Raw genomic sequence first — 18496 nt, forward strand, 5'->3', positions numbered from 1 at the left:
AGCCGCAATAACAGTGCAACCAACGGTCAGACAAAAACTTCGGATGACGCGCGTCGCCAATGCATCGGGGTCCGTGCGGCATGCGAGATTGAAAAGTTTACCGAACACGTAGGTCAGACTTTCCAGTCTGACGGGAACAAAATATCGAGGACGACGCGAATTGTGAACGGCCCTTTCAGGGCCGGGAAAACCGTTGCACCCCATTCCCAGGGCTACGCCGCTCGCGCGGCTGCGCCCTGGGCTGACGGAACGAGCCTTTCAGGCTCGGACGCGGCACAGAACGGCGGCGCCGCGCGGTGTCGCACCAAAACAGCGACGCCCTGCGGCGCCGCACCAAACAGCGGCGCCGCGCGGCGCGCACCAAAGCAGCGGCGCCATGCGGCGCCGCAACGAACCGGCGGCGGGCAGCAAACGTCGGGAGCGGTCGGCATGGAATTGCCGCATCGCACATGCGCTATGGCGGACTGGACGCCAGACTCGATCGTCGCGGCCGTACGAATCTCGGCAGCCAACGCCGGAGGGGCCGTTTCTCGCGCTGAATTCGTCGCGAACTCCGGCATCTGCGAATACCAAATCTATCGGTTGTTTCCGGGCGGTTGGTCCGAAGTGTTGCGCTTGGCGGGCGTCGAACGGCATCCGCACGACAAGGATCCGCTCAGCGACGAAGCGCTCTTGGAAGAATTCCATCGGGTCGCGAATGACTTGGGCGCGATTCCGACCTGGCAACGCTTCGATTCGTTGGCGTCGATTTCCGCCGGCACGGTTCGCAAGCGATTTCATGGCTTGCGGGGAACATTGGAAGCCTACCGATCGTGGCTTGCGAAGAATCATCCGGAGTCGCCCCTGATGAATACCCTCGTTCTAAGAATGCAACGGCCGTCGCATCCGGCGACGTTGAGCCTCCGCCCCGGCTTGGCCCGGCAAACGTGGACGAAACGCGAAGGAATGGAATATGGCAAACCGCTCGACTTTCGCGGTCTGCGCCACGCGCCGATCAACGAACAGGGCGTCGTGTATTTGTTCGGCATCGTGAGCTACGAGCTCGGGTTGATCGTGGAAGCGATTCAATCCGGCTTTCCCGATTGCGAAGCAAAACGGTGTATCGATCCGAATCAAGACCGCTGGCAACGCGTGCGGATCGAATTCGAATTCCGCAGCCGTAACTTTCGCGATCACGGGCACGACGCCGCGCAATGCGATTTGATCGTGTGCTGGGAACACGATTGGCCGGATTGCCCGATCGAGGTCGTCGAATTGCGGAGCGTGATCGGCCAATTGCACGGCTAAATGCCGCGGTGCATAATGGCCCCGCCGTGGGGCGCATGGCAACGCCGGCCGGCGTTTGCCGCGCTCGCATCGGTAGGTGCCTGAGTTCCCGTCCAACCCGCCATTCCCATCCCCCGCAGCAAGAGCCTCCCATGCAAACGCCCGCCAGCGATCCATCACCGCGATTGCTCAGAAGCATCCTCCGGCGCACCTCGTTGCGATGCGCGGTCGCGCTGATCGCGATTGTCGGCGCCGCCGCGACCGCTTCAGCGCAGTCGGCTCCGCCCGGCAGTTCGAAAGAGATCGTGCAGAGCCTTCAGCCGTTCGTCGAAGCCGAGTCGCTCGCCGGCGCAGTAGCGCTCGTGGCGTCGAAAGACAACGTGCTTAGCCTCGATGCGGTGGGGTATGCCGATGTCGCCGCCAAGAAACCGATGCAAACGAACGATCTGTTTTGGATTGCCTCGATGTCGAAAGCGATGACCGCCTCGGCATTGATGATGCTCGTCGACGAAGGCAAGGTGCATGTCGACGATCCGGTGGAAAAGTATTTGCCCGATTTTCATGGGCAAATGGTCGTCGCCGAGCAGGACCCAGACCACGAACTGCTCAAAAAGGCGGTGCATCCGATCACGGTGAAAAATGTGCTGACGCACACCAGCGGCCTGCCCTTCATGTCGCGCGCCGAACACAAAATCGATCAGCTCACGCTCCACGAGGCCGCGATCAGCTACGCCCTGACGTCGCTCCGATTCCAACCCGATAGCAAATGGGACTATTCGAACGCGGGCATCAACACTGCGGGCCGAATCGTCGAGGTGGTGAGCGGAATGCCCTATGAAGAATTCATGGACAAACGGCTCTTCCAGCCGCTGGGAATGAAAGACACGACATTCTGGCCGAATGAAGAACAGCTCTCGCGGCTAGCAAAATCCTACAAGGCCGGTCCGCACAAGAAGGGCCTTGTGGAAACCGACATTTCGCAACTCTCCTATCCGCTGAGCGATCGCCATCGCGGGCCGTCGCCGGCCGGAGGACTATTTTCCACGGCCACGGATGTTTCCCTCTTTTGCCGCATGCTTCTCGGGGGCGGAACATTCGACGGCAAGCGATATTTATCCGAAGCGTCGGTGCGGCAGATGACCTCGACGCAAGACGACGATCTGCAAAGCCACGGCCACGGCGAAAACGGCTATGGCTTCGGCCTCTCGACCACGCGAAAAATGCACGGTCCGCAGGATCCGCCGATCGTCGGCCCGTTCGGCCATGGCGGCGCCTACGCGACCGACATGTGGATTGATCCCGAGCAAGGGCTCGTGACCGTGTTCATGGTCCAATCCGCCGGCTTTCCTGGCAACGGCGGCCAGGCATTGCCGAGCTTCAAGCAAGCTGCGTTCAAGACGTTCGGAAAGAAATAAGGCGAGCCCGAACAGCACCGTGTTGCGCAGCCGCAATCAACTAGCAGGCATACTCCGGATGCCGTCTGCGCTGCTCGGTGGGCAATCCTCAGTTGAGGGCGGAGACGGCACACGGAAAGCTTGTGAAAGAACGGCGGACTGGCTCCGAACTCGCTCGCTGAAACACCGGCAAAACCGGTCGGCATGAGGTGCCCGTCCGGCGTGAGGTGCCCGTCCCCATTCTTTCATATCCTCGGAGCGTGCCTGCTGCGTTGGACCGTTTCCTCGGGGCGCAATAAAAAAGATCATGGTAGGCCGATCCATCGGACTTACCATGATCTTTATCCTGAAACAGGGTCGCTTAGCTAGCGTGTGCTTCCCTGTCCTCCCAACATCCATGTACTGGTTTTATCGGCAGCGCCGCGCGAAGGCTTGAATCCGGATTTGAGGAAAAATCGGATTGCGGCCTGCACTCGTTGCCGCTTTGTCCCATTTTCCGGCACGAATCCGATTGACGGGGCGCGAATCTCATGTTGGATTTTGCCCGCCCGAGCGCCCATCAATTTGCCGTTTCTAATGGCAAGAAGCTTTTGCCCCGCAGCCAATCGACATCTTCGTGATCCGATGGCATGGATGCCACGCCAGCGGCGGGAGCGGAATCGCGCTCGATTGGATCATTTCGCGCGCCGTTGCTTTGCGGCACATTCGGCGGCGGCACGACGGTCGGTGGGCTTGGGGGCACGCCGAATTTCCAATCCCCGCTCGGACGAGTGACGCCGTGGCGGATGTACCACCCCTGCGGCTGCCATGAATGAAACCGGACCGGCGGGAACTCGGGATACCCCAGCGGACGATAACCCAGCTCCATGCCGTTGTTAAAATTCGTGAACAACTCGACAGCTCTGGCGGCGGACGCCCAGCAAGCCACGCTCACGCCGATGCCCAGCAGCAGAGCGATTTTTTTTACCATTGCCGAAGTCCTTTGCCAAAGCGTTTTGCCGAGAGCGTTCAAACGGGTTCTCACGGTCGGATTCGCTCGATCAAATTTGCTCTGCCGAAGCGTCGCCTCGGGGGTTAACCGAGGTTGGTGGAAACATGGGTCCACATTTCTCGCAGGTTGATTACTGCGGCGGGCCCCGAGGTCGATCGCGTCTGGCTCCGCACACGTCGCACGATGTTGCGTCTGGTAAACATTGCCTCCGATTTACCGTAGAGTCAACGCAACCGTTGGATTTTTGCCATAATACCCCGCTCACGCCGGCGGAATAAACCGCTTAGGCACGAAGACAGGAAACCACGGAAGACACGGATTAACACGGATAAGAAGAAGCGACAGGTCAGGCATGGCCATCGATCGGCGTAGTAGGCACATTCCATCGTGGTCGAAACGCTCGAATAGGATGGTGGAACCCGTTTCAAGTGGCCGACGGCATACGGAGTATGTCTGCTACGTAGTAGGCACACTCCGTGTGCCGGCGGCGATGCCGATTCGCTCACCCTCGCAATCCGACACCGCTAAAACCCTGCTCCCAACCAGGCGCATCGCTGATTCTTGTTCGTGGTCGAAACGCTCGAAGAGGATGAGGATGGTGGCACCCGTTTCAAGTGGCCGACGGCATACGGAGTATGCCTGCTACGTAGTAGGCACACTCCGTGTGCCGGCGGCGATGCCGATTCGCTCACCCTCGCAATCCGACACCGCTAAAACCCTGCTCCTTCAACCAGGCGCATCGCTGATTCTTGTTCGTGGGCGAAACGCTCGAAGAGGATGAGGATGGTGGAACCCGTTTCAAGTGGCCGACGGCATACGGAGTATGCCTGCTACGTAGTAGGCACACTCCGTGTGCCGGCGGCGATGCCGATTTGTCATCCGCGGTTTCCATTTTTCGTTTGAAGTGGTTGTGCAATGCCCATGCCGGATAGCGATGTGAGGTTGCATTTGGGGCTTGTTGCGGCGATTGCCGTGGTAGCCGCGGCGGCGCTTGCGCGATTGTATTCTTCAGCGCGGGGAACGACATTGCTGGCCGTTTGGATGTGGTCGCTGATCGCGATGCTCGTCGTGGTTGGGACGGAGATGGCGATCCTGACCGGGATCGTCAACGGCGGCGGCGAGGGAATTGCCGCGATTCGGTTTGCGGCGGCGGCGGCGACATTTTGCCCGATTGTCGCGCTTTTGGGAGCCAAGCGGCCGCAGGATCGGGCGTGGCAACTGATCGTGTCCTCGTTTTGGGTGATTCTCGCGCTGCCAGCCGCGCAGGCGTTGCTCTTGCGCCCGGGGCAGGCGTTTGTGGTCCACCCGATCTGGTCGTGGTTCCTGGTCGTGCTGATCGTCGTCGGAGCGTCGAATTATTTGCCGACTCGCAATGCGATCGCCGCGCTGTTGGCGGCCGCCGGACAAGCCGTGCTGGTCTGGCACGAATTGCCGTGGGGCAGCGGGCCGGTTCAAAACGCCGCCAATGATTGGATGCCGATTGTCGGCGCGGCGCTATTGGCAGCGGCAGTTGGAATTGCCGCGCTCACTTGGCTGCGGCGATCGCGACGAGAAGCCGCATCCCATGTCGCGCTCGAGCGGCTGTGGAGCGATTTCTGCGATCAATTCGGCGTCGTGTGGGGGCTGCGCGTTGCCGAACGCGTCAATGTCGCCGCGGCGCAGAACCATTGGAACGTGCGATTGGCATGGCATGGCGTCACGCGAGACCACGTCTTGCCCCTCACCCCTAATCCTTCTCCCACGAAGGGGAGAGGGAAGCCGCCGGTTGCGGCACCCCCTTCGCCGAGCGCCGCCGAAATCGAGAATTTGCAGCAATCGCTGCTGCCGCTGGTGCGCCGCTTCGTGTCGAAGGAATGGATCGACCGCCGCCTCGGCGAGAAGCCGAGCTAACTGTCCTGCGCGCGAAACGAATGGAGACCAGAGAGGCAGCCCGCAGCGCTCGCACAGCAATCCAGCGATTCGTCTTTGCCAGCGCTGCGGGCTCCTGAAGCGACAGGCCGCAGCGCGACGGAGCGTTGCGTGTCTAAGGGGCGTCGTCGAGATGCAAAAGCGATTCGAGTTTCGAAAATCCGTTCGACACGGCGGCGTCGGGCGAGAAGCGCAACCGGCCCTTTTTCTTTTCGATCGCCGCGTTCAGCTTTTCCACAAGCTTCGGTTCTTCCCGGTGCAACTGCCGGGCAATCTCCGGTTTCAGCCCTTCGCCCAATTGGTGGGCCGCCCAGCCTTGCAGCTTGCTCACCTTTTGCAATTCGAAATCGACCAGTTTCAAATCCGCGCCGGTCACCTTGGGCTCGACGGCCACATCGCCCAGCAGCGTGCCCTGCTTCATGATCAACCGCACATTCATATCGATGCGGGCCTCGATCTTGCAATCGGCCTCGGCACTTACATCGAACAGCTTGACACCATTTTTCCATTGCTCAAGCCGGGCTTCGCCATGCAGCCGGGCCGCGAGAAAAAGTTGCAGCGACGTTTGATCCATTGCGGTCGTGCGGACGTTCTGAACGCGAATCTGCAATTCCTTTTTCGGATCGACTAGTTCGGCCCGGTATTCCTTCCACAGGCCGTCGTTGACTTCATGCGTGTGTTTGCGGATTTTGATGCCGTCGCCGTCGGTTTTGATCGAGAATCCGTTGACCGCGCGGGCGGTTTTGCCCCATTTTCGCTCGTCGGTGAATTGCCGTGGCAGGCTATCGACGATGAGCTGTTGAATAATGCTCGATAGCGACTCTTCGACCGTTGGTCCGGCGGGGGCGGTCAATGTCGGCGAAACAATCGTCGGCTGCGGTGCCGATTGGACTGGCGTTGCCGGCGGATCGGCCGACAACATGCGCGGCGCATGCAAGAAGATCGCCATGGCGAAGAGGAACCGGACCGCTGAAGAACTTACGAATTGCATGGCGGCACGCGAAGGGTGAGAAGTTTTAAGCCGTCTTTTTGGAACCGTTTATCTGGGATTTCGAGGAAATTTGTCGCCGCAAATCGAAAAGCTGTCAATTGCAATCGATGCGATTTCAAGCGCAAAATGCGTGCTAGCGAGCGGAGCGGCTCAAGCAGCCGACGGATTTTTCGGTATACTCGATCCGTGGCGTCGCGTCGCCATTCGTCCGCGGCGAGCTGATTCATCTGGCGGCTCTCACACATCATTCGGGAGAACTCGATGCGAAAGATCGAAGCCATTATCCGGCACTTCAAATTGGAGGAAGTGAAAGACGCGCTGCACGCCAAGGGAGTGCAAGGGATGACGGTCACCGAAGTGCGCGGGTTTGGCCGGCAGAAGGGTCACACCGAGATCTACCGCGGAGCGGAATACGCCGTCGATTTTCTTCCGAAAGTGAAGCTGGAAGTGGTCGTCAACGAGCAAGAGGCGGCCGACGTGGTCGACACGATCCTCCGCAGCGCCCGAACCGGCCAGGTGGGCGACGGCAAAATTTTTATCAGCCCATTGCTCGACGTGGTGCGGATCCGCACCGGCGAAACCGCCGAAGCGGCGATTTAAGGTGGCCGCGACAAGCCTGTTCGCGCCGCCAAACAGTTCGCCGCTAACGGTTTTCCGGGCCGCTCTTGCTCGACAGCGCGCGGCCGATCTTTTCCAAGAAATCTTGGCCGATGGCAACGCCGCGGCGGAAGTCTTTGTTCCATAGCCGGCGGAAAATTGCCCACATGCTTGGCGGCTCGGTTTCTTGCGGCCGCAGCAGTGTGTCGGTGATTACGCCGGTGATGCCTCGGAGCCGGTCGGAATCCATGCTGCCGAACAGCTTTGTCAGAATCAGGAAATTGCGGAGCGCGCGAATCGCGTCGGGCGATTTCGCTTCTTCGACCAGAATCTCGATGAGCCGGTCGCTGGAACCGAGCGCGCCGCGCAACAGGTCGAACACGCCGCGGTCGTGCAATCCCTGCAACACTTCGTAGGCGGCCAAGAGCGCTTCGGCATGCTCCGCCGGCGCGTCGGCTAACCGCGATTGCAGCTCGGCGCGCGGATCGCGCGGCGGCAGTTCGAAGAGAATCGGCCGTGCCATCGCTGGTGCTCCTCTTTCGCGTTACGTAGCAGGCACACTCCGAGGATGTGAAAGAATGGGGACAGGCACCTCACGCCGACCGTTTTTGCCGGTGTTTCATCAAGCGAGTTCGGAGCCAGTCCCCATTCTTTCACAAGCTCTCCGTGTGCCGTCTCCGGCTTACACTCGTCCGAAATTAAACGGAGATCAAACCGCGTTTGCGGCGCTTCCTCGCTAGCGCTTCGGGCTAAGTGTGCCCGGACGGCACACGATGGGTGCCCGCTACTTTCTCACGCTTCCCATGTCGGTCTGGAGTTGAACAAGTTGCACGCCGTCGGGCGGACGATAGTCGGCGCGCTTCCATTTCCGCCGCACTTCGACTCCATTCTGCGGCGTGGGGTGGCCGAAGCGGTGGTTGAATCGCGGCAAGGGGCTATCGCCGAGCGGCTCTGGCAGGATTTGCATATTCACGGAGGTTTCTTTATAGGCGGGCGTGTGCGTTTGGGCGTCGGTATGGCTGCTGGTCAGGCGATTCACGGGGCTTTCGACCGAGTTCATCGGCATGTAAAGCTCCTTGCCCCGCACACGATCGCTCACCAGCGCCCGCACGCGCACTTGCCCGTAGCGCGACGTTAGCTGCACCCAGGTGCCGGATTGAATGCCCCGTTCGGCGGCGAGCGCCGGCGACACTTCGACGAACGTATCCGGCGTCATATGGCGGATGCCGGCGGAGCGATACGTCATATCGCCTTCGTGAAAATGCTCGAGCAGGCGGCCGTTGTTCAGGTGCAGGTCGAATTCGCCGTCGGGCTGATCCGGCGGTTCTTTCCAGCCGATCGGAAACAGCCGGGCCTTGCCGTCCGGAAACGCGAAATGCTCGGTATACAGCAGCGGCTCATCCTTGCCGCCGGCATGCACCGGCCATTGCAGCGATTTGAACCGTTCGAGCCGCTCGTAGTTCAGGCCCTCGAACAACGGCGCAACAGCCGCCACCTCGTCCATGATTTCCGACGGATGTTCGTATTTCCACTTCGCGCCGAGATGATTGGCCACGTCGCGAATGATTTGCCAATCCGGCCGCGCGCCCGAAAGCGGCTCGAACACTTGGTACAGCCGCTGAACTCGCCGCTCGGTGTTGGTGAAGGTCCCCTCCTTTTCGAGGCTCGGAGTGCCGGGCAACACCACGTCGGCATATTGGCAAGTGTGGCTGAAGAAGATGTCTTGCGCGACGAAGAAATCGATTTTCTCGAACGCCGAAGCGACGTAATTCGCATTTGAATCGACGATCGTCATTTCCTCGCCGATCACATAGATCGACCGCAGCTTTCCTTCGAGCGCGGCATCGACCATTTGATGATTGTCGAGCCCCTTGGTCGTCGGCAGCTTCGCGCCCCACACCGTTTCGACCCGGGCTCGAGCGTCTTGGTCGTCGATCGATTGATAGCCGGGCAAGGCGTTGGGCATCGAACCGTGGTCGCTTGCGCCTTGCACGTTGTTATGCCCGCGCAGGGGATAGGCGCCGGTGCCGGGGCGCATGTAGTTGCCGGTCACGAGCAGCAGGTTGGAGATCGCGGTCGAGGCATCGGAGCCCTGGCTGTGTTGCGTAATGCCCATCGCCCACAGAATGCAAACGCTTTCGGCTTTGGCGATCCGCTGGGCGACGTCTTTGAGCGTTTCGATGGCGAGGCCGGTGCGCTGGGCGGCGAATTCGAGCGTAAAGGGCTCGAGGCACTTGCGGTATTCATCGAGCCCATTGACCCATTTGGCGAGAAAATCCGTTTTGGCTAAGCCGTTGTCGAGGATGTAGCGCGTGATGGCTGAGAGCCAGATCAGATCGGTGCTCGGCTTGGGGCGGAGAAATACATCCGCGCGGCGGGCCATTTCATGCTCGCGCAAATCGGAGACAATCAGCGTTTGGCCATTGAGCTTGTGGGCCCGCTTCACGCGCGTCGCCAACACCGGATGGCTCTCGGCCGTGTTGCTGCCGATGATCAACACCAGGCTTGCTTGGGCGATATCGGAGATCGAGCCCGAATCGCCGCCGTAGCCGACGGTGCGGAACAAGCCGGTCGTGGCGGGGGCTTGGCAGTAGCGCGAACAATTGTCGATATTGTTGGTGCCGATCACGGCGCGGGCCAGTTTCTGCATCAAGTAGCTCTCTTCGTTCGTGCATTTCGACGAAGAGATGAACGCCAGCGCATCGGGCCCACTCTCGGCCTTGATTTCGGCGAATCGCCGCGCCGCGAAGCCGAGCGCTTCTTCCCAGCTCGCCTCGCGGAAGCGGCCGTTCTCGCGGATCAGCGGCGTCGTGAGCCGGTCGGGGCTATTCACGAAGTCCCAGCCGAATTTGCCTTTGATGCAGGTCGAAATCCCGTTGGCCGGCCCTTCGAGCGGCTCGATTTTCAGCAGATGCCGGTCCTTAGTCCATGCTTCGAAACTGCAGCCGACGCCGCAATACGTGCAAACCGTTTTCGTGCGGCGGATGCGGCTATCGCGCATGGCCGATTCGGCGTCGGAAAATTTCATGATCGCGCCGTAGCCCGTCTCCGGCTCGACGCCTTTCACCACGTCGATCATGCCGTCGATGGCCGGCTTCGGCAGCGCGGTGAAAAAGCCCGCATGCCCGACCATCGATTTTTCCATCAGCGCATTGCACGGGCAGACGGTGACGCAATGGCCGCACGACACGCAACTCGAATCGCCGATCGCCGAACCGCCGTCCCACAGCACGCGCGGCTGCGGATCTTCCCAGCGGATCGAAAGCGTCTCGTTCACTTGCACATTCTGACACGCTTCGACGCACCGCCCGCAGAGAATGCACTGATCCGGATCGTAGCGATAGAAGGGGTTCGTGTCGTCGACCGGATACGGCTTGGGCCGATAGGGAATTTTCTGATGCTCGACGGCGAGCAGTTTCGTGGTGTTGTGAACCGCGCAATTGCCGTTGTTGTTGTCGCAAACAGTGCAATAGAGCAGGTGATTGGCGAGGATGCGATCCATCGCCTCGTGCTGGGCGGCGAGCGCGGCGGGCGATTTGGTGACGACCGTCATGCCGTCGGCCACTTTCGTGCCGCATGCCCGCACGAGTTGCCCGCCGACCTGCACGATGCAGGTGTCGCAGGTTTCGATCGGCCCAAGTTGCGGATGGTAGCAGACCTGCGGCAGCTTCGTGCCGGCGCGATTGATGGCGTCGACCAGGCGTTCGCCGGGTTGCGCTTCGTACATCGCGCCGTCGATCGTGATGGGCATCGCCGAATCCCCTATGCTTCGTGGCCGCCATGATCCGCATCACCGACGCGGCCGCCCGTATGATGGCACGGATCGCCGCAAGCGGCAAGGATTGGCGCCCGGACGCCGCTCGTTTGCTTGACACACCGAGTCGCGATGGGAAAATGCTCTTACGCGATAAATCCTTTCGACTCCATTCCCAGCGATGACGAAACACATCCATCGGCAAATCGACGCTCTGAAGCAGAAAATCTTATACGTCGGCACCCTCGTCGAAGAGGCCATTGCGAACGCCATCTCCGCGCTTATCAATCGCGACGCCGTGATGGCCCAAAAGGTGATCGCCAACGACTCGGTGATCGACCGCATGGAGGTCGAGGTCGAGGAAGAGTGCCTGAAAATTCTGGCCCTCTATCAGCCTGTGGCCAACGATCTACGGTTCGTCGTCGCCACGCTCAAGATCAACAACGACCTCGAGCGGATGGGCGACCTGGCGAGGAACATCGCCAAGCGAACCAGCTATCTCGCGGGGGCGGAGGCGATGGAGCTGCCGGTCGATTTCCGCGGCATGGCCATGAAGGCCCAAAATATGGTCAAGCAAAGTCTCGACGCGCTGGTGAACGCTGATGCCGCGTTGGCCCGGCAGGTGCGCGAGGAGGATGATGAAGTCGACGAATCTCGCCAGCGAATCCGCCGGCAGATCCTTGCCGCCATCCGCCGCAATCCCGAGCGGACCGAATATCTGTTGAAGCTAAACTCCGTGTCGAAACACCTCGAGCGGTTGGCTGATATGGCCACGAATGTCGCCGAAGACGTGATTTACATGGTGGAGGGTGAAATCGTGCGACATCAAACGATCGAATGATCACAGGCAACATCCCCCCTTTAATACGGGGCATTCCGGCGGTGGAAACCTACGCTTTGGCTCAAAATACTAGCCCGAAGCGTTAGCGAGGAAGCGCCGGTCGGCGGGTTCTTTCCTCGCGAACGCTTCGGGCCAGCATGCTGAGCGGCAGGTTGGCGGCAGTGCGTCGTCTGGCCATACGATGCCGGTTGGCCGGTTGGCCGGTTGGGGCGGTTGGGGCGGTTTGCTTGACGCCCTCGCAGAACGTGGTTAGGCTCAAATGATGCCGGCGCCAAATCGGGATCTTATCTTCGCGCCCGTATTTGCCCACGATTCAAATCCATTTCCGCGGGGATGATTCCACGGAATAAGTGCCCAGGATCGGCCTCGCGGAACTGAAGTTCGCGGGGTGGTTTCGCTTTGCTCCCGAACGGATCGCTCATGTCGCCTCGCGGAAGACGCCAGTCGAATCGGGGTGGGCAGTCCGGCGCTGGGTTTGCCCGTTTTAGTCGGCGTGGCCGCGAGCTGGAATTCCGAACGGCCGTCGAACGGCTCGAGCCCCGCTGCATGCTTTCGGCGCAGGGGCTGACCGAACAGGCCTATACAACGGTCGCACTGGCGAATCCGCTTGGAACCGCATCGCCTGCAACCGGCAGTGCGTCGCCACCCTCGGCCGCCTACACGCCGGCCGAAATCGAAAGCGTCTATGATTTTGACCAAGTCGCCTTCGCCGGCGGAACGATCCAGGGCAATGGCGCCGGGCAGACGATCGCTCTGATCGATGCCTACAACGATCCCGACATCCAAGCCGATTTGACGACTTTCGATTCGGCATTTGGCATCACGGCGCCGCCGACGTTCACCGTGGAAGGGCAGACCGGCAGCACGACGCAGTTGCCCAGCACGCCCACGCCCGGCAGCAACAACGATTGGTCGCTGGAAATCTCGCTCGACGTCGAATGGGCCCATGCCCTAGCGCCGGATGCCAAGATCTTGCTCGTCGAGTCCAATAGCAGCAGCCTGACGGATTTGTTCGCCGCCGTCTCGACCGCGGCAAACACGCCCGGCGTGGATGTCATTTCGATGAGTTTCGGAGCATCGGAGTTCAACGGCGAAGCCTCCGACGATTCGATTTTCACGACGCCGTCTGGCCATTTGGGGGGCGCCGCCACGACGGGCGGAACGGAGCTAGCCGGCGGCATCACGTTCGTCTCCTCCGCCGGCGACGCCGGCTCGCCCGGCGGTTATCCGGCCTATTCGCCGAACGTCTTGTCTGTCGGCGGCACGACGTTAAATCCCAATCCGAACGCTCCGCCCACGTATCTCGCCCCATCGGGCACGTACTCCAGCGAAACGGTTTGGGACAATAGCAGCAGCTCGGCGACCGGCGGCGGCATTAGCGTGTATGAACCCGAGCCCTCCTATCAGGATTCGGTGGTGCCGAGTTCCGACAGCGACGTCAACAATGTGGCCTACCGTGCGATGCCCGACGTGTCGTTCGACGCCAATCCGAACACAGGCGTGGCGGTCGTGAATTCGTTCGATTATGGCAGCGGCGCCGGTTGGGTGCAGGTCGGCGGCACCAGCCTCGGCGCGCCTTCTTGGGCTGCGATCATCGCCATCGCCGATCAAGGCCGGGCGATCGACGGAATCGGTTCGTTGAATGGCGCGACGCAAACGCTGCCCGATATCTATTCGATGCCGAGCAATGCCTTTCACGACATCACCGGCGGCAGCAACGGCACGTATAGCGCCACGGTGGGCTACGATCTAGTCACCGGCCGCGGAACGCCCATCGTTTCGTCGATCGTCGGATATCTTTCGCCGTTCGCTGTTCTTTCGACATCTCCGGCCAACGGATCGACGCAGTACGGGGCCACGCAACCGCAGTATCCGACCAGTTTCACGGTTACTTTTAGCCAGCCCTACTCGACCTCGGGCATCACGGCATCCGATTTCGAAGTCAACGGCGTGGCCGCCACTTCGTTCACCGAAACCAGTTCGACATCGATCACATTCAGCTTTTCGAGCAGCCCGGTGATTAGCGGCCAATTGGCGCAGACGATGACGATCGCTGCCGGCGGGCTCGATCAGGCGAGCAACAATTCGCCGCTGGTGGCGTTTAGCGGCGCCTTCTACGAGGATCCACTCGCGCAGCTTGCGGTCGTTTCGACGACGCCCGCGTCAACATCGGTCGTCGAAACACAGCTTGCCCCGCTAACGTCGCTCACGGTCGACTTCAATGAAGCCTATGCCACGAGCAGCATCAGCAAGTCGAATCTGACGTTGAGCGAGGGGACGGTCACGGGCTACACGCTGGTAAACTCCACGACCGTGACCTATTCCCTTAGCGGGTTGCCGAGCACCAGCGAACTGACCGTTTCGATCGCCGCCGGCGCAGTCACGGACCCCGACGGGGGCGCCATCGCCGCCTTCACCGCGACCTATGCCCTGAGCAGTGCGATTATCGGCTCTCCGGGCGGCTCGTTGGTTTACGAAACGGAGATGAACGGAAACATCACGAATCATCGCGGATCGACAACCACCTACACCTATACCGCGGCAATCGCTGCCGGCCAGACGATCACCGCCGTCGTTGTTCCCGGAACGCTGCAAGGGGCCCAGCTTTCGGTGGTCGGCCCGGGAATCGTGAACCAAGACACCATCACCGGCTCGGGCAGCCAGGAGTTCGTGCTCCAAACCGTCCCTGTTACCGGCGGTTCGTACACGTTCACGGTTTCCGCTCCGAGCAACAATACCGGCAGCTTCACTTTGGAAGTGTTTCTCAATGCGGCCGTTTCGACTTCAGGAATCGGCGGAGCGAGCAACAACCAATTTTCCGAAGCGCAGAGCATCACCGGCTTCGAAACGATCGGACCAACCGCCACTCGCGCGGCCGTCGTGGGCAAGACGGGCGTCTACAACAGCTCCGAACTGAGCGATTATTACTCGTTCACCCTCGCGGCCGGACAAACCGTCACCTTGGCCGTCGCCGATCAGAGCGGGGCCGCCGGCATGATCAACGTCGCCCTGCTGAATTCGAACGACGGCACGCTCGCCAACGGCACGCCGCTGGACACGAATGTCGATGGGGCGATCGAGAATTTCACGGCCACGGCCGCCGGAACGTATTATGCCGAAGTCACCGGCGACGCGGCCGATATTACGTATTTGCTCAACGTCACGGTCGGCGCTGATTTCGATCTGCAAGCCAACGGCAGCCAGGCGGCCGCCCAAAATATCACCGGCACGGCCGGCGTGTTGGGGTCGATCGTGGCTTCGGCGCCCACGCAGTGGTATGCCGTCAATCTTGCCGCGGGCACTTCGCTGAGCTTGCAAACCTACACGTTCGGCGGCACCGTTGCCAATCAAGAGCAGTTCGTCGACCTCGCTCAACCGCAGATCCAGTTCTACAGCCCAACGGGCACGCTGCTCGCCTCCGGAACCGGGTCGACCAATCAATCGCTGGTGGCAACTGCCAGCGCCAGCGGAACGTATTACATCGAAGTCACCGGTGGCGGCGGCACCACGGGCGAATATTTCCTCAGCACGTCCGTGGCACCTTCCGTGTCGGTAACGCCGATCGCTCCGAATCCAACCAACACGGCGGTCTCGCAACTACAGATCGTGTTCAACGGGCCGGTGGCCGGCATGTCGCTGGCCGACCTTTCACTGAGCCTGAACGGCGGCCCGAACTTGCTCACCGCAAACCAGACGCTCACGACCACCAACGACACCAGCTTCACGCTCGGCAATCTCGGATCGCTGACCGCGGCCAATGGCGTGTATGCCCTGTCGGTGGCCGCCAACTCGGGAATCACCAATCAGAATGGGCTGGCGCTGCAAACCGGCGCTTCGACGACGTTTACGGTCGATTCCGATCCGCCCGAGGTCGCAGGTGTTTACGTCAGCGGCACGGCTTGGACGCAAACATTCTTGAGTTATCTTGCCAGCCACGGCCTGGGAAGCGCGCAGCTCGGCTATTTGATCCCGTCCGGTTCGAGCCAACTACAGGATATTCCCTGGGTAAACGTCAACACGATATCGGTCGTGTTCAATGAAAGTGTTTCGGTCAACGCGGCCGATTCGGCTCTCGAATTGATCGGTTCGCCCGACCTGCCCCCTCCGGCCGCCTTGAGCACCGCCACGTTTTCATACAACGCGGCGACCAACACGGCCCAATGGACATTTGCCTCGCCGCTGGCGACCGATAAATATCTGTTGAGCATTCCATCGGCCGATGTGACCGACTCGCTCGGTTCGACGCTCGACGGCGAATGGACGAACGGTTCGTCGGCGTATCCATCGGGCAACGGAGTCGCGGGCGGGATATTCAATTTCCAGTTCAATATTCTGCAAGGGAACGTGACTCGCGATGGCGGCGTCACCGGCCTCGACGGAAATACCGTCCGCCTGGCCCTTTTGCAAAACACCACCACCAGCGGCTATTCGCCCTTCGATGATTTGATCGGCAGCGGAACGATCACCGGCGTCGACGGCACCTACGTGCGACTTAATCTCGAACAGACGCTGCCGGCGGACAATCCGGTGGCGCCGGCCGCGCAGCTCGGCGACGGATCGGGCGATGCCGTCGCATCGACGTCCGGCGACGGAGCGAGCAGCGATCTCGCTTCGCCTGCGGTCTCGCCGCAGTTCCTGACGGTCGTTAGCGACTCAGCCATCGATCAACTCGTTCTTGAGCCGCCAGCGCCGATTCCGGCCGCCGACGATTCGCCGCCCGCAACCTGCCCCTCGGCGGGTACGTCCCCGGCCGCGGCGACGACGCAACCCTCCTCCGACTCGGCAAATTTGCCGACCGCGACGAGTTCCGCCACCGCCGCGCTTCCGACAGCAACATTCACGACAACAACATCAACGGTTGCGACATCAACGGTTGCGACATCGGCCGGGCCAACGCCAACGGCACTGGCTTCCACGGCTGCGACCTGGACGCCGTCGACCTCCACGCCGGCAACCTCGCTCGAGCGAAATATCGGCCCCGTGCCACTGGTCTCGACGCCACTCGCGGAAAGAATACCCGGAGAACCGGAGGACGGATTTGCCGCTGCAGCCGTAGTAGATTTCGCCGGTCCGCCGCGAGAATTTATCACGACTGGGGCGCCAACGTGGGCCAGCGATGTCGCGGGGCCGATGGCCGAACCGCATGGCGACAGCTCGATCGAGGACGGCGGCAGCGATGCTGCGGATTCCGGCAAACTGATTCAAGACGATGCGGGCGGCGATCCACAGGGGATGCCCAGCGGCGACTCGAACGGTGGGCTCCAGAACGATGCCGATTTCGATCCAAACGCCGCTGCGCGTGCTTCCGTGGACCGCCGTTCGACGGTCGACACTCGCGCTGCGGATGATTCGGCCGCCGATGATTTGCTGACGGATCTTGTTTTGGAGCAGGAGATCGATTGGCTTCGCGGCGGATAGCGCTTGAGAAGGGTGCGAGCTGCGGAGGCGGTAGGATAGTTCCGCGGATGACGACCGGAACGACGGATTGATGGGAAGGATTCTTCGATGGCAACTAGGATTTACAAGACGCTAATGACGTTTGCAATTTGCGCGCGTAGGAGTAGCCAGTGGCATCACAGATTCGAGCATGCATCCGGGTTTTGCCGGGCTTTGTGCGGTTGGTTTCGAGCGGCCTGCTTGTAGCGGCTTTTTGTTCGACGGCCTTTTCCTTGCGAACGGCGCGCGGTGAAGTCATCATCACCGCACCGACGGTTTCGCTCCCGTATTCGGCCTCCGACCGCACCGAGACGGTCGAGGTGTACGTGCAAGACACGGACAACCCGTCGCCGCAAGTCGGCGACCAGCAGGTCGAGCTCGCGCTACCGTCGAGCCCCGACGTGTTTTTCACCTCTGCCGGCGCCACGGTCGACCACCCCTATCTCTTCGCGCCGCAAGCACCAGTCCCAAATGTCACGAGCAACGTCGTTTATGGGACCGATTATCCGTATCAACCGCCCTATGACGTCTCGCCACCAGTTCTGGCCGATGGCGACGGCCTGCTGATGGTTCAGTTGACGGTGAAGGGGGGCACTGTCGGCGATTTTCCGTTGACGTTCAACCTAAAAACCGGAACGGACGCGGTAGGAACGGCGCTCTTCGACCAATTGAGCGATCCGATTGCATTCACGGTGCAAAACGGTTGGATCGACATCGCCCCGGCGCCGGTGCCGGAGCCCTCGGGGATAGCGCTGGCGGGAATTGCGGTTGCCGCGGGCCTGATCGCGTGGCGCCGGCGAGCGCGACTTCGCCGGCCGGCTGAGGCGGTTTAATCGGTTCCAACGAGACCGCTCGGTGCGGCGACTTGGGCCGGGTGCGATGCGCGCAAAAAAAGACCCGTTCAGCCTGGCTAGGTCTGAACGGGCCTTATCTAGTCAATTTGGTAGCCGATTCCTCGAACGAACTGCCTTTGGAGCAGCCTATTTTTGGAGTCATTCTTTTTGGAGCAGCACAAGGACCGTCTCCACATGGTCGTCCCAACGGCGTCGCCGTCGCTGGGATAGGTATCCTTAAGAAAGGAGGTGATCCAGCCGCAGGTTCCCCTACGGCTACCTTGTTACGACTTAGTCCCAATCGCAGAGTTCATCTTAGGCGCCTGGCTCCTTGCGGTTGCTCGAGCGACTTCGGATGCCCCCCACTTTCGTGGCTTGACGGGCGGTGTGTACAAGGCTCAGGAACACATTCACCGCGGTATGCTGACCCGCGATTACTAGCGATTCCGGCTTCATGCAGGCGAGTTGCAGCCTGCAATCCGAAC

11 protein-coding genes and 1 rRNA gene are annotated in these 18496 nt (G+C 60.9%); 7 read left to right on the plus strand and 5 right to left on the minus strand.

All coding sequences use genetic code 11. From position 1 onward, the window contains the following. Positions 1-456 precede the first annotated feature (456 nt). Together VHX65_00195 and VHX65_00200 are read left to right on the plus strand one after the other, a co-directional pair. Positions 457-1287 (plus strand): hypothetical protein, encoded by an 831-nt coding sequence (locus VHX65_00195; protein ID HEX3996952.1) that lies wholly within the window; start codon positions 457-459, stop codon positions 1285-1287. A gap of 131 nt (positions 1288-1418) precedes the next feature. Next, complete coding sequence (locus VHX65_00200) at positions 1419-2681, plus strand: serine hydrolase domain-containing protein (GenBank protein HEX3996953.1); 1263 nt, start codon at positions 1419-1421, stop codon at positions 2679-2681. Between the two features lie 538 nt (positions 2682-3219). Here VHX65_00200 and VHX65_00205 read toward each other — a convergent pair. Next, complete coding sequence (locus VHX65_00205) at positions 3220-3630, minus strand: hypothetical protein (protein ID HEX3996954.1); 411 nt, start codon at positions 3628-3630, stop codon at positions 3220-3222. A gap of 936 nt (positions 3631-4566) precedes the next feature. Between VHX65_00205 and VHX65_00210 the strand changes: the two genes are divergently transcribed. Next, a complete protein-coding gene (locus tag VHX65_00210; protein ID HEX3996955.1) occupies positions 4567-5541 on the plus strand; it encodes a hypothetical protein in 975 nt (324 codons plus the stop codon). Positions 5542-5674: 133 nt separating this feature from the next. Here the strand turns inward: VHX65_00210 and VHX65_00215 are convergent, their stop codons facing one another. Next, complete coding sequence (locus VHX65_00215; GenBank protein ID HEX3996956.1) at positions 5675-6508, minus strand: hypothetical protein; 834 nt, start codon at positions 6506-6508, stop codon at positions 5675-5677. Between the two features lie 303 nt (positions 6509-6811). On the opposite strand from VHX65_00215, the gene VHX65_00220 reads away from it, so the two are divergent. Continuing rightward, a complete protein-coding gene (locus tag VHX65_00220) occupies positions 6812-7150 on the plus strand; it encodes a P-II family nitrogen regulator (protein HEX3996957.1) in 339 nt (112 codons plus the stop codon). 43 nt (positions 7151-7193) lie between these two features. Here the strand turns inward: VHX65_00220 and VHX65_00225 are convergent, their stop codons facing one another. Both VHX65_00225 and fdhF read right to left on the minus strand, forming a co-directional pair. Then, positions 7194-7670 carry a hypothetical protein gene (locus VHX65_00225; GenBank protein ID HEX3996958.1) on the minus strand — a complete coding sequence of 159 codons (477 nt, stop codon included), beginning with the start codon at positions 7668-7670 and terminating at the stop codon, positions 7194-7196. A gap of 261 nt (positions 7671-7931) precedes the next feature. Continuing rightward, complete coding sequence (fdhF, locus tag VHX65_00230) at positions 7932-10898, minus strand: formate dehydrogenase subunit alpha (GenBank protein HEX3996959.1); 2967 nt, start codon at positions 10896-10898, stop codon at positions 7932-7934. 184 nt (positions 10899-11082) lie between these two features. On the opposite strand from fdhF, the gene phoU reads away from it, so the two are divergent. From phoU to VHX65_00245, 3 genes are all read left to right on the plus strand, one after another. Then, entirely contained in the window at positions 11083-11742 is a 660-nt protein-coding gene (gene phoU / locus VHX65_00235; GenBank protein ID HEX3996960.1) for a phosphate signaling complex protein PhoU, read from the plus strand. A 546-nt stretch (positions 11743-12288) separates the two neighbouring features. After that, positions 12289-17160 carry a pre-peptidase C-terminal domain-containing protein gene (locus VHX65_00240; GenBank protein HEX3996961.1) on the plus strand — a complete coding sequence of 1624 codons (4872 nt, stop codon included), beginning with the start codon at positions 12289-12291 and terminating at the stop codon, positions 17158-17160. A gap of 251 nt (positions 17161-17411) precedes the next feature. Then, positions 17412-18011, plus strand: coding sequence for a PEP-CTERM sorting domain-containing protein (locus VHX65_00245; protein ID HEX3996962.1), 600 nt, complete (start codon positions 17412-17414; stop codon positions 18009-18011). A gap of 242 nt (positions 18012-18253) precedes the next feature. On the opposite strand, the gene VHX65_00250 is transcribed toward VHX65_00245, so the two are convergent. Beyond that, positions 18254-18496, minus strand: a 16S ribosomal RNA gene (locus VHX65_00250); the annotation flags it as partial.

The sequence above is a fragment of the Pirellulales bacterium genome, assembly GCA_036267355.1.
In the GTDB taxonomy this organism is placed as follows: domain Bacteria; phylum Planctomycetota; class Planctomycetia; order Pirellulales; family DATAWG01; genus DATAWG01.

Coding starts and splice junctions, on each gene's coding strand:
- fdhF (HEX3996959.1), bottom strand. CDS start 10,898: ATGCCCATCACGATCGACGGCGCGATGTACGAAGCGCAACCCGGCGAA.
- VHX65_00220 (HEX3996957.1), top strand. CDS start 6,812: ATGCGAAAGATCGAAGCCATTATCCGGCACTTCAAATTGGAGGAAGTG.
- VHX65_00240 (HEX3996961.1), top strand. CDS start 12,289: ATGCTTTCGGCGCAGGGGCTGACCGAACAGGCCTATACAACGGTCGCA.
- VHX65_00225 (HEX3996958.1), bottom strand. CDS start 7,670: ATGGCACGGCCGATTCTCTTCGAACTGCCGCCGCGCGATCCGCGCGCC.
- VHX65_00200 (HEX3996953.1), top strand. CDS start 1,419: ATGCAAACGCCCGCCAGCGATCCATCACCGCGATTGCTCAGAAGCATC.
- phoU (HEX3996960.1), top strand. CDS start 11,083: ATGACGAAACACATCCATCGGCAAATCGACGCTCTGAAGCAGAAAATC.
- VHX65_00195 (HEX3996952.1), top strand. CDS start 457: ATGGCGGACTGGACGCCAGACTCGATCGTCGCGGCCGTACGAATCTCG.
- VHX65_00210 (HEX3996955.1), top strand. CDS start 4,567: ATGCCCATGCCGGATAGCGATGTGAGGTTGCATTTGGGGCTTGTTGCG.
- VHX65_00215 (HEX3996956.1), bottom strand. CDS start 6,508: ATGGCGATCTTCTTGCATGCGCCGCGCATGTTGTCGGCCGATCCGCCG.
- VHX65_00205 (HEX3996954.1), bottom strand. CDS start 3,630: ATGGTAAAAAAAATCGCTCTGCTGCTGGGCATCGGCGTGAGCGTGGCT.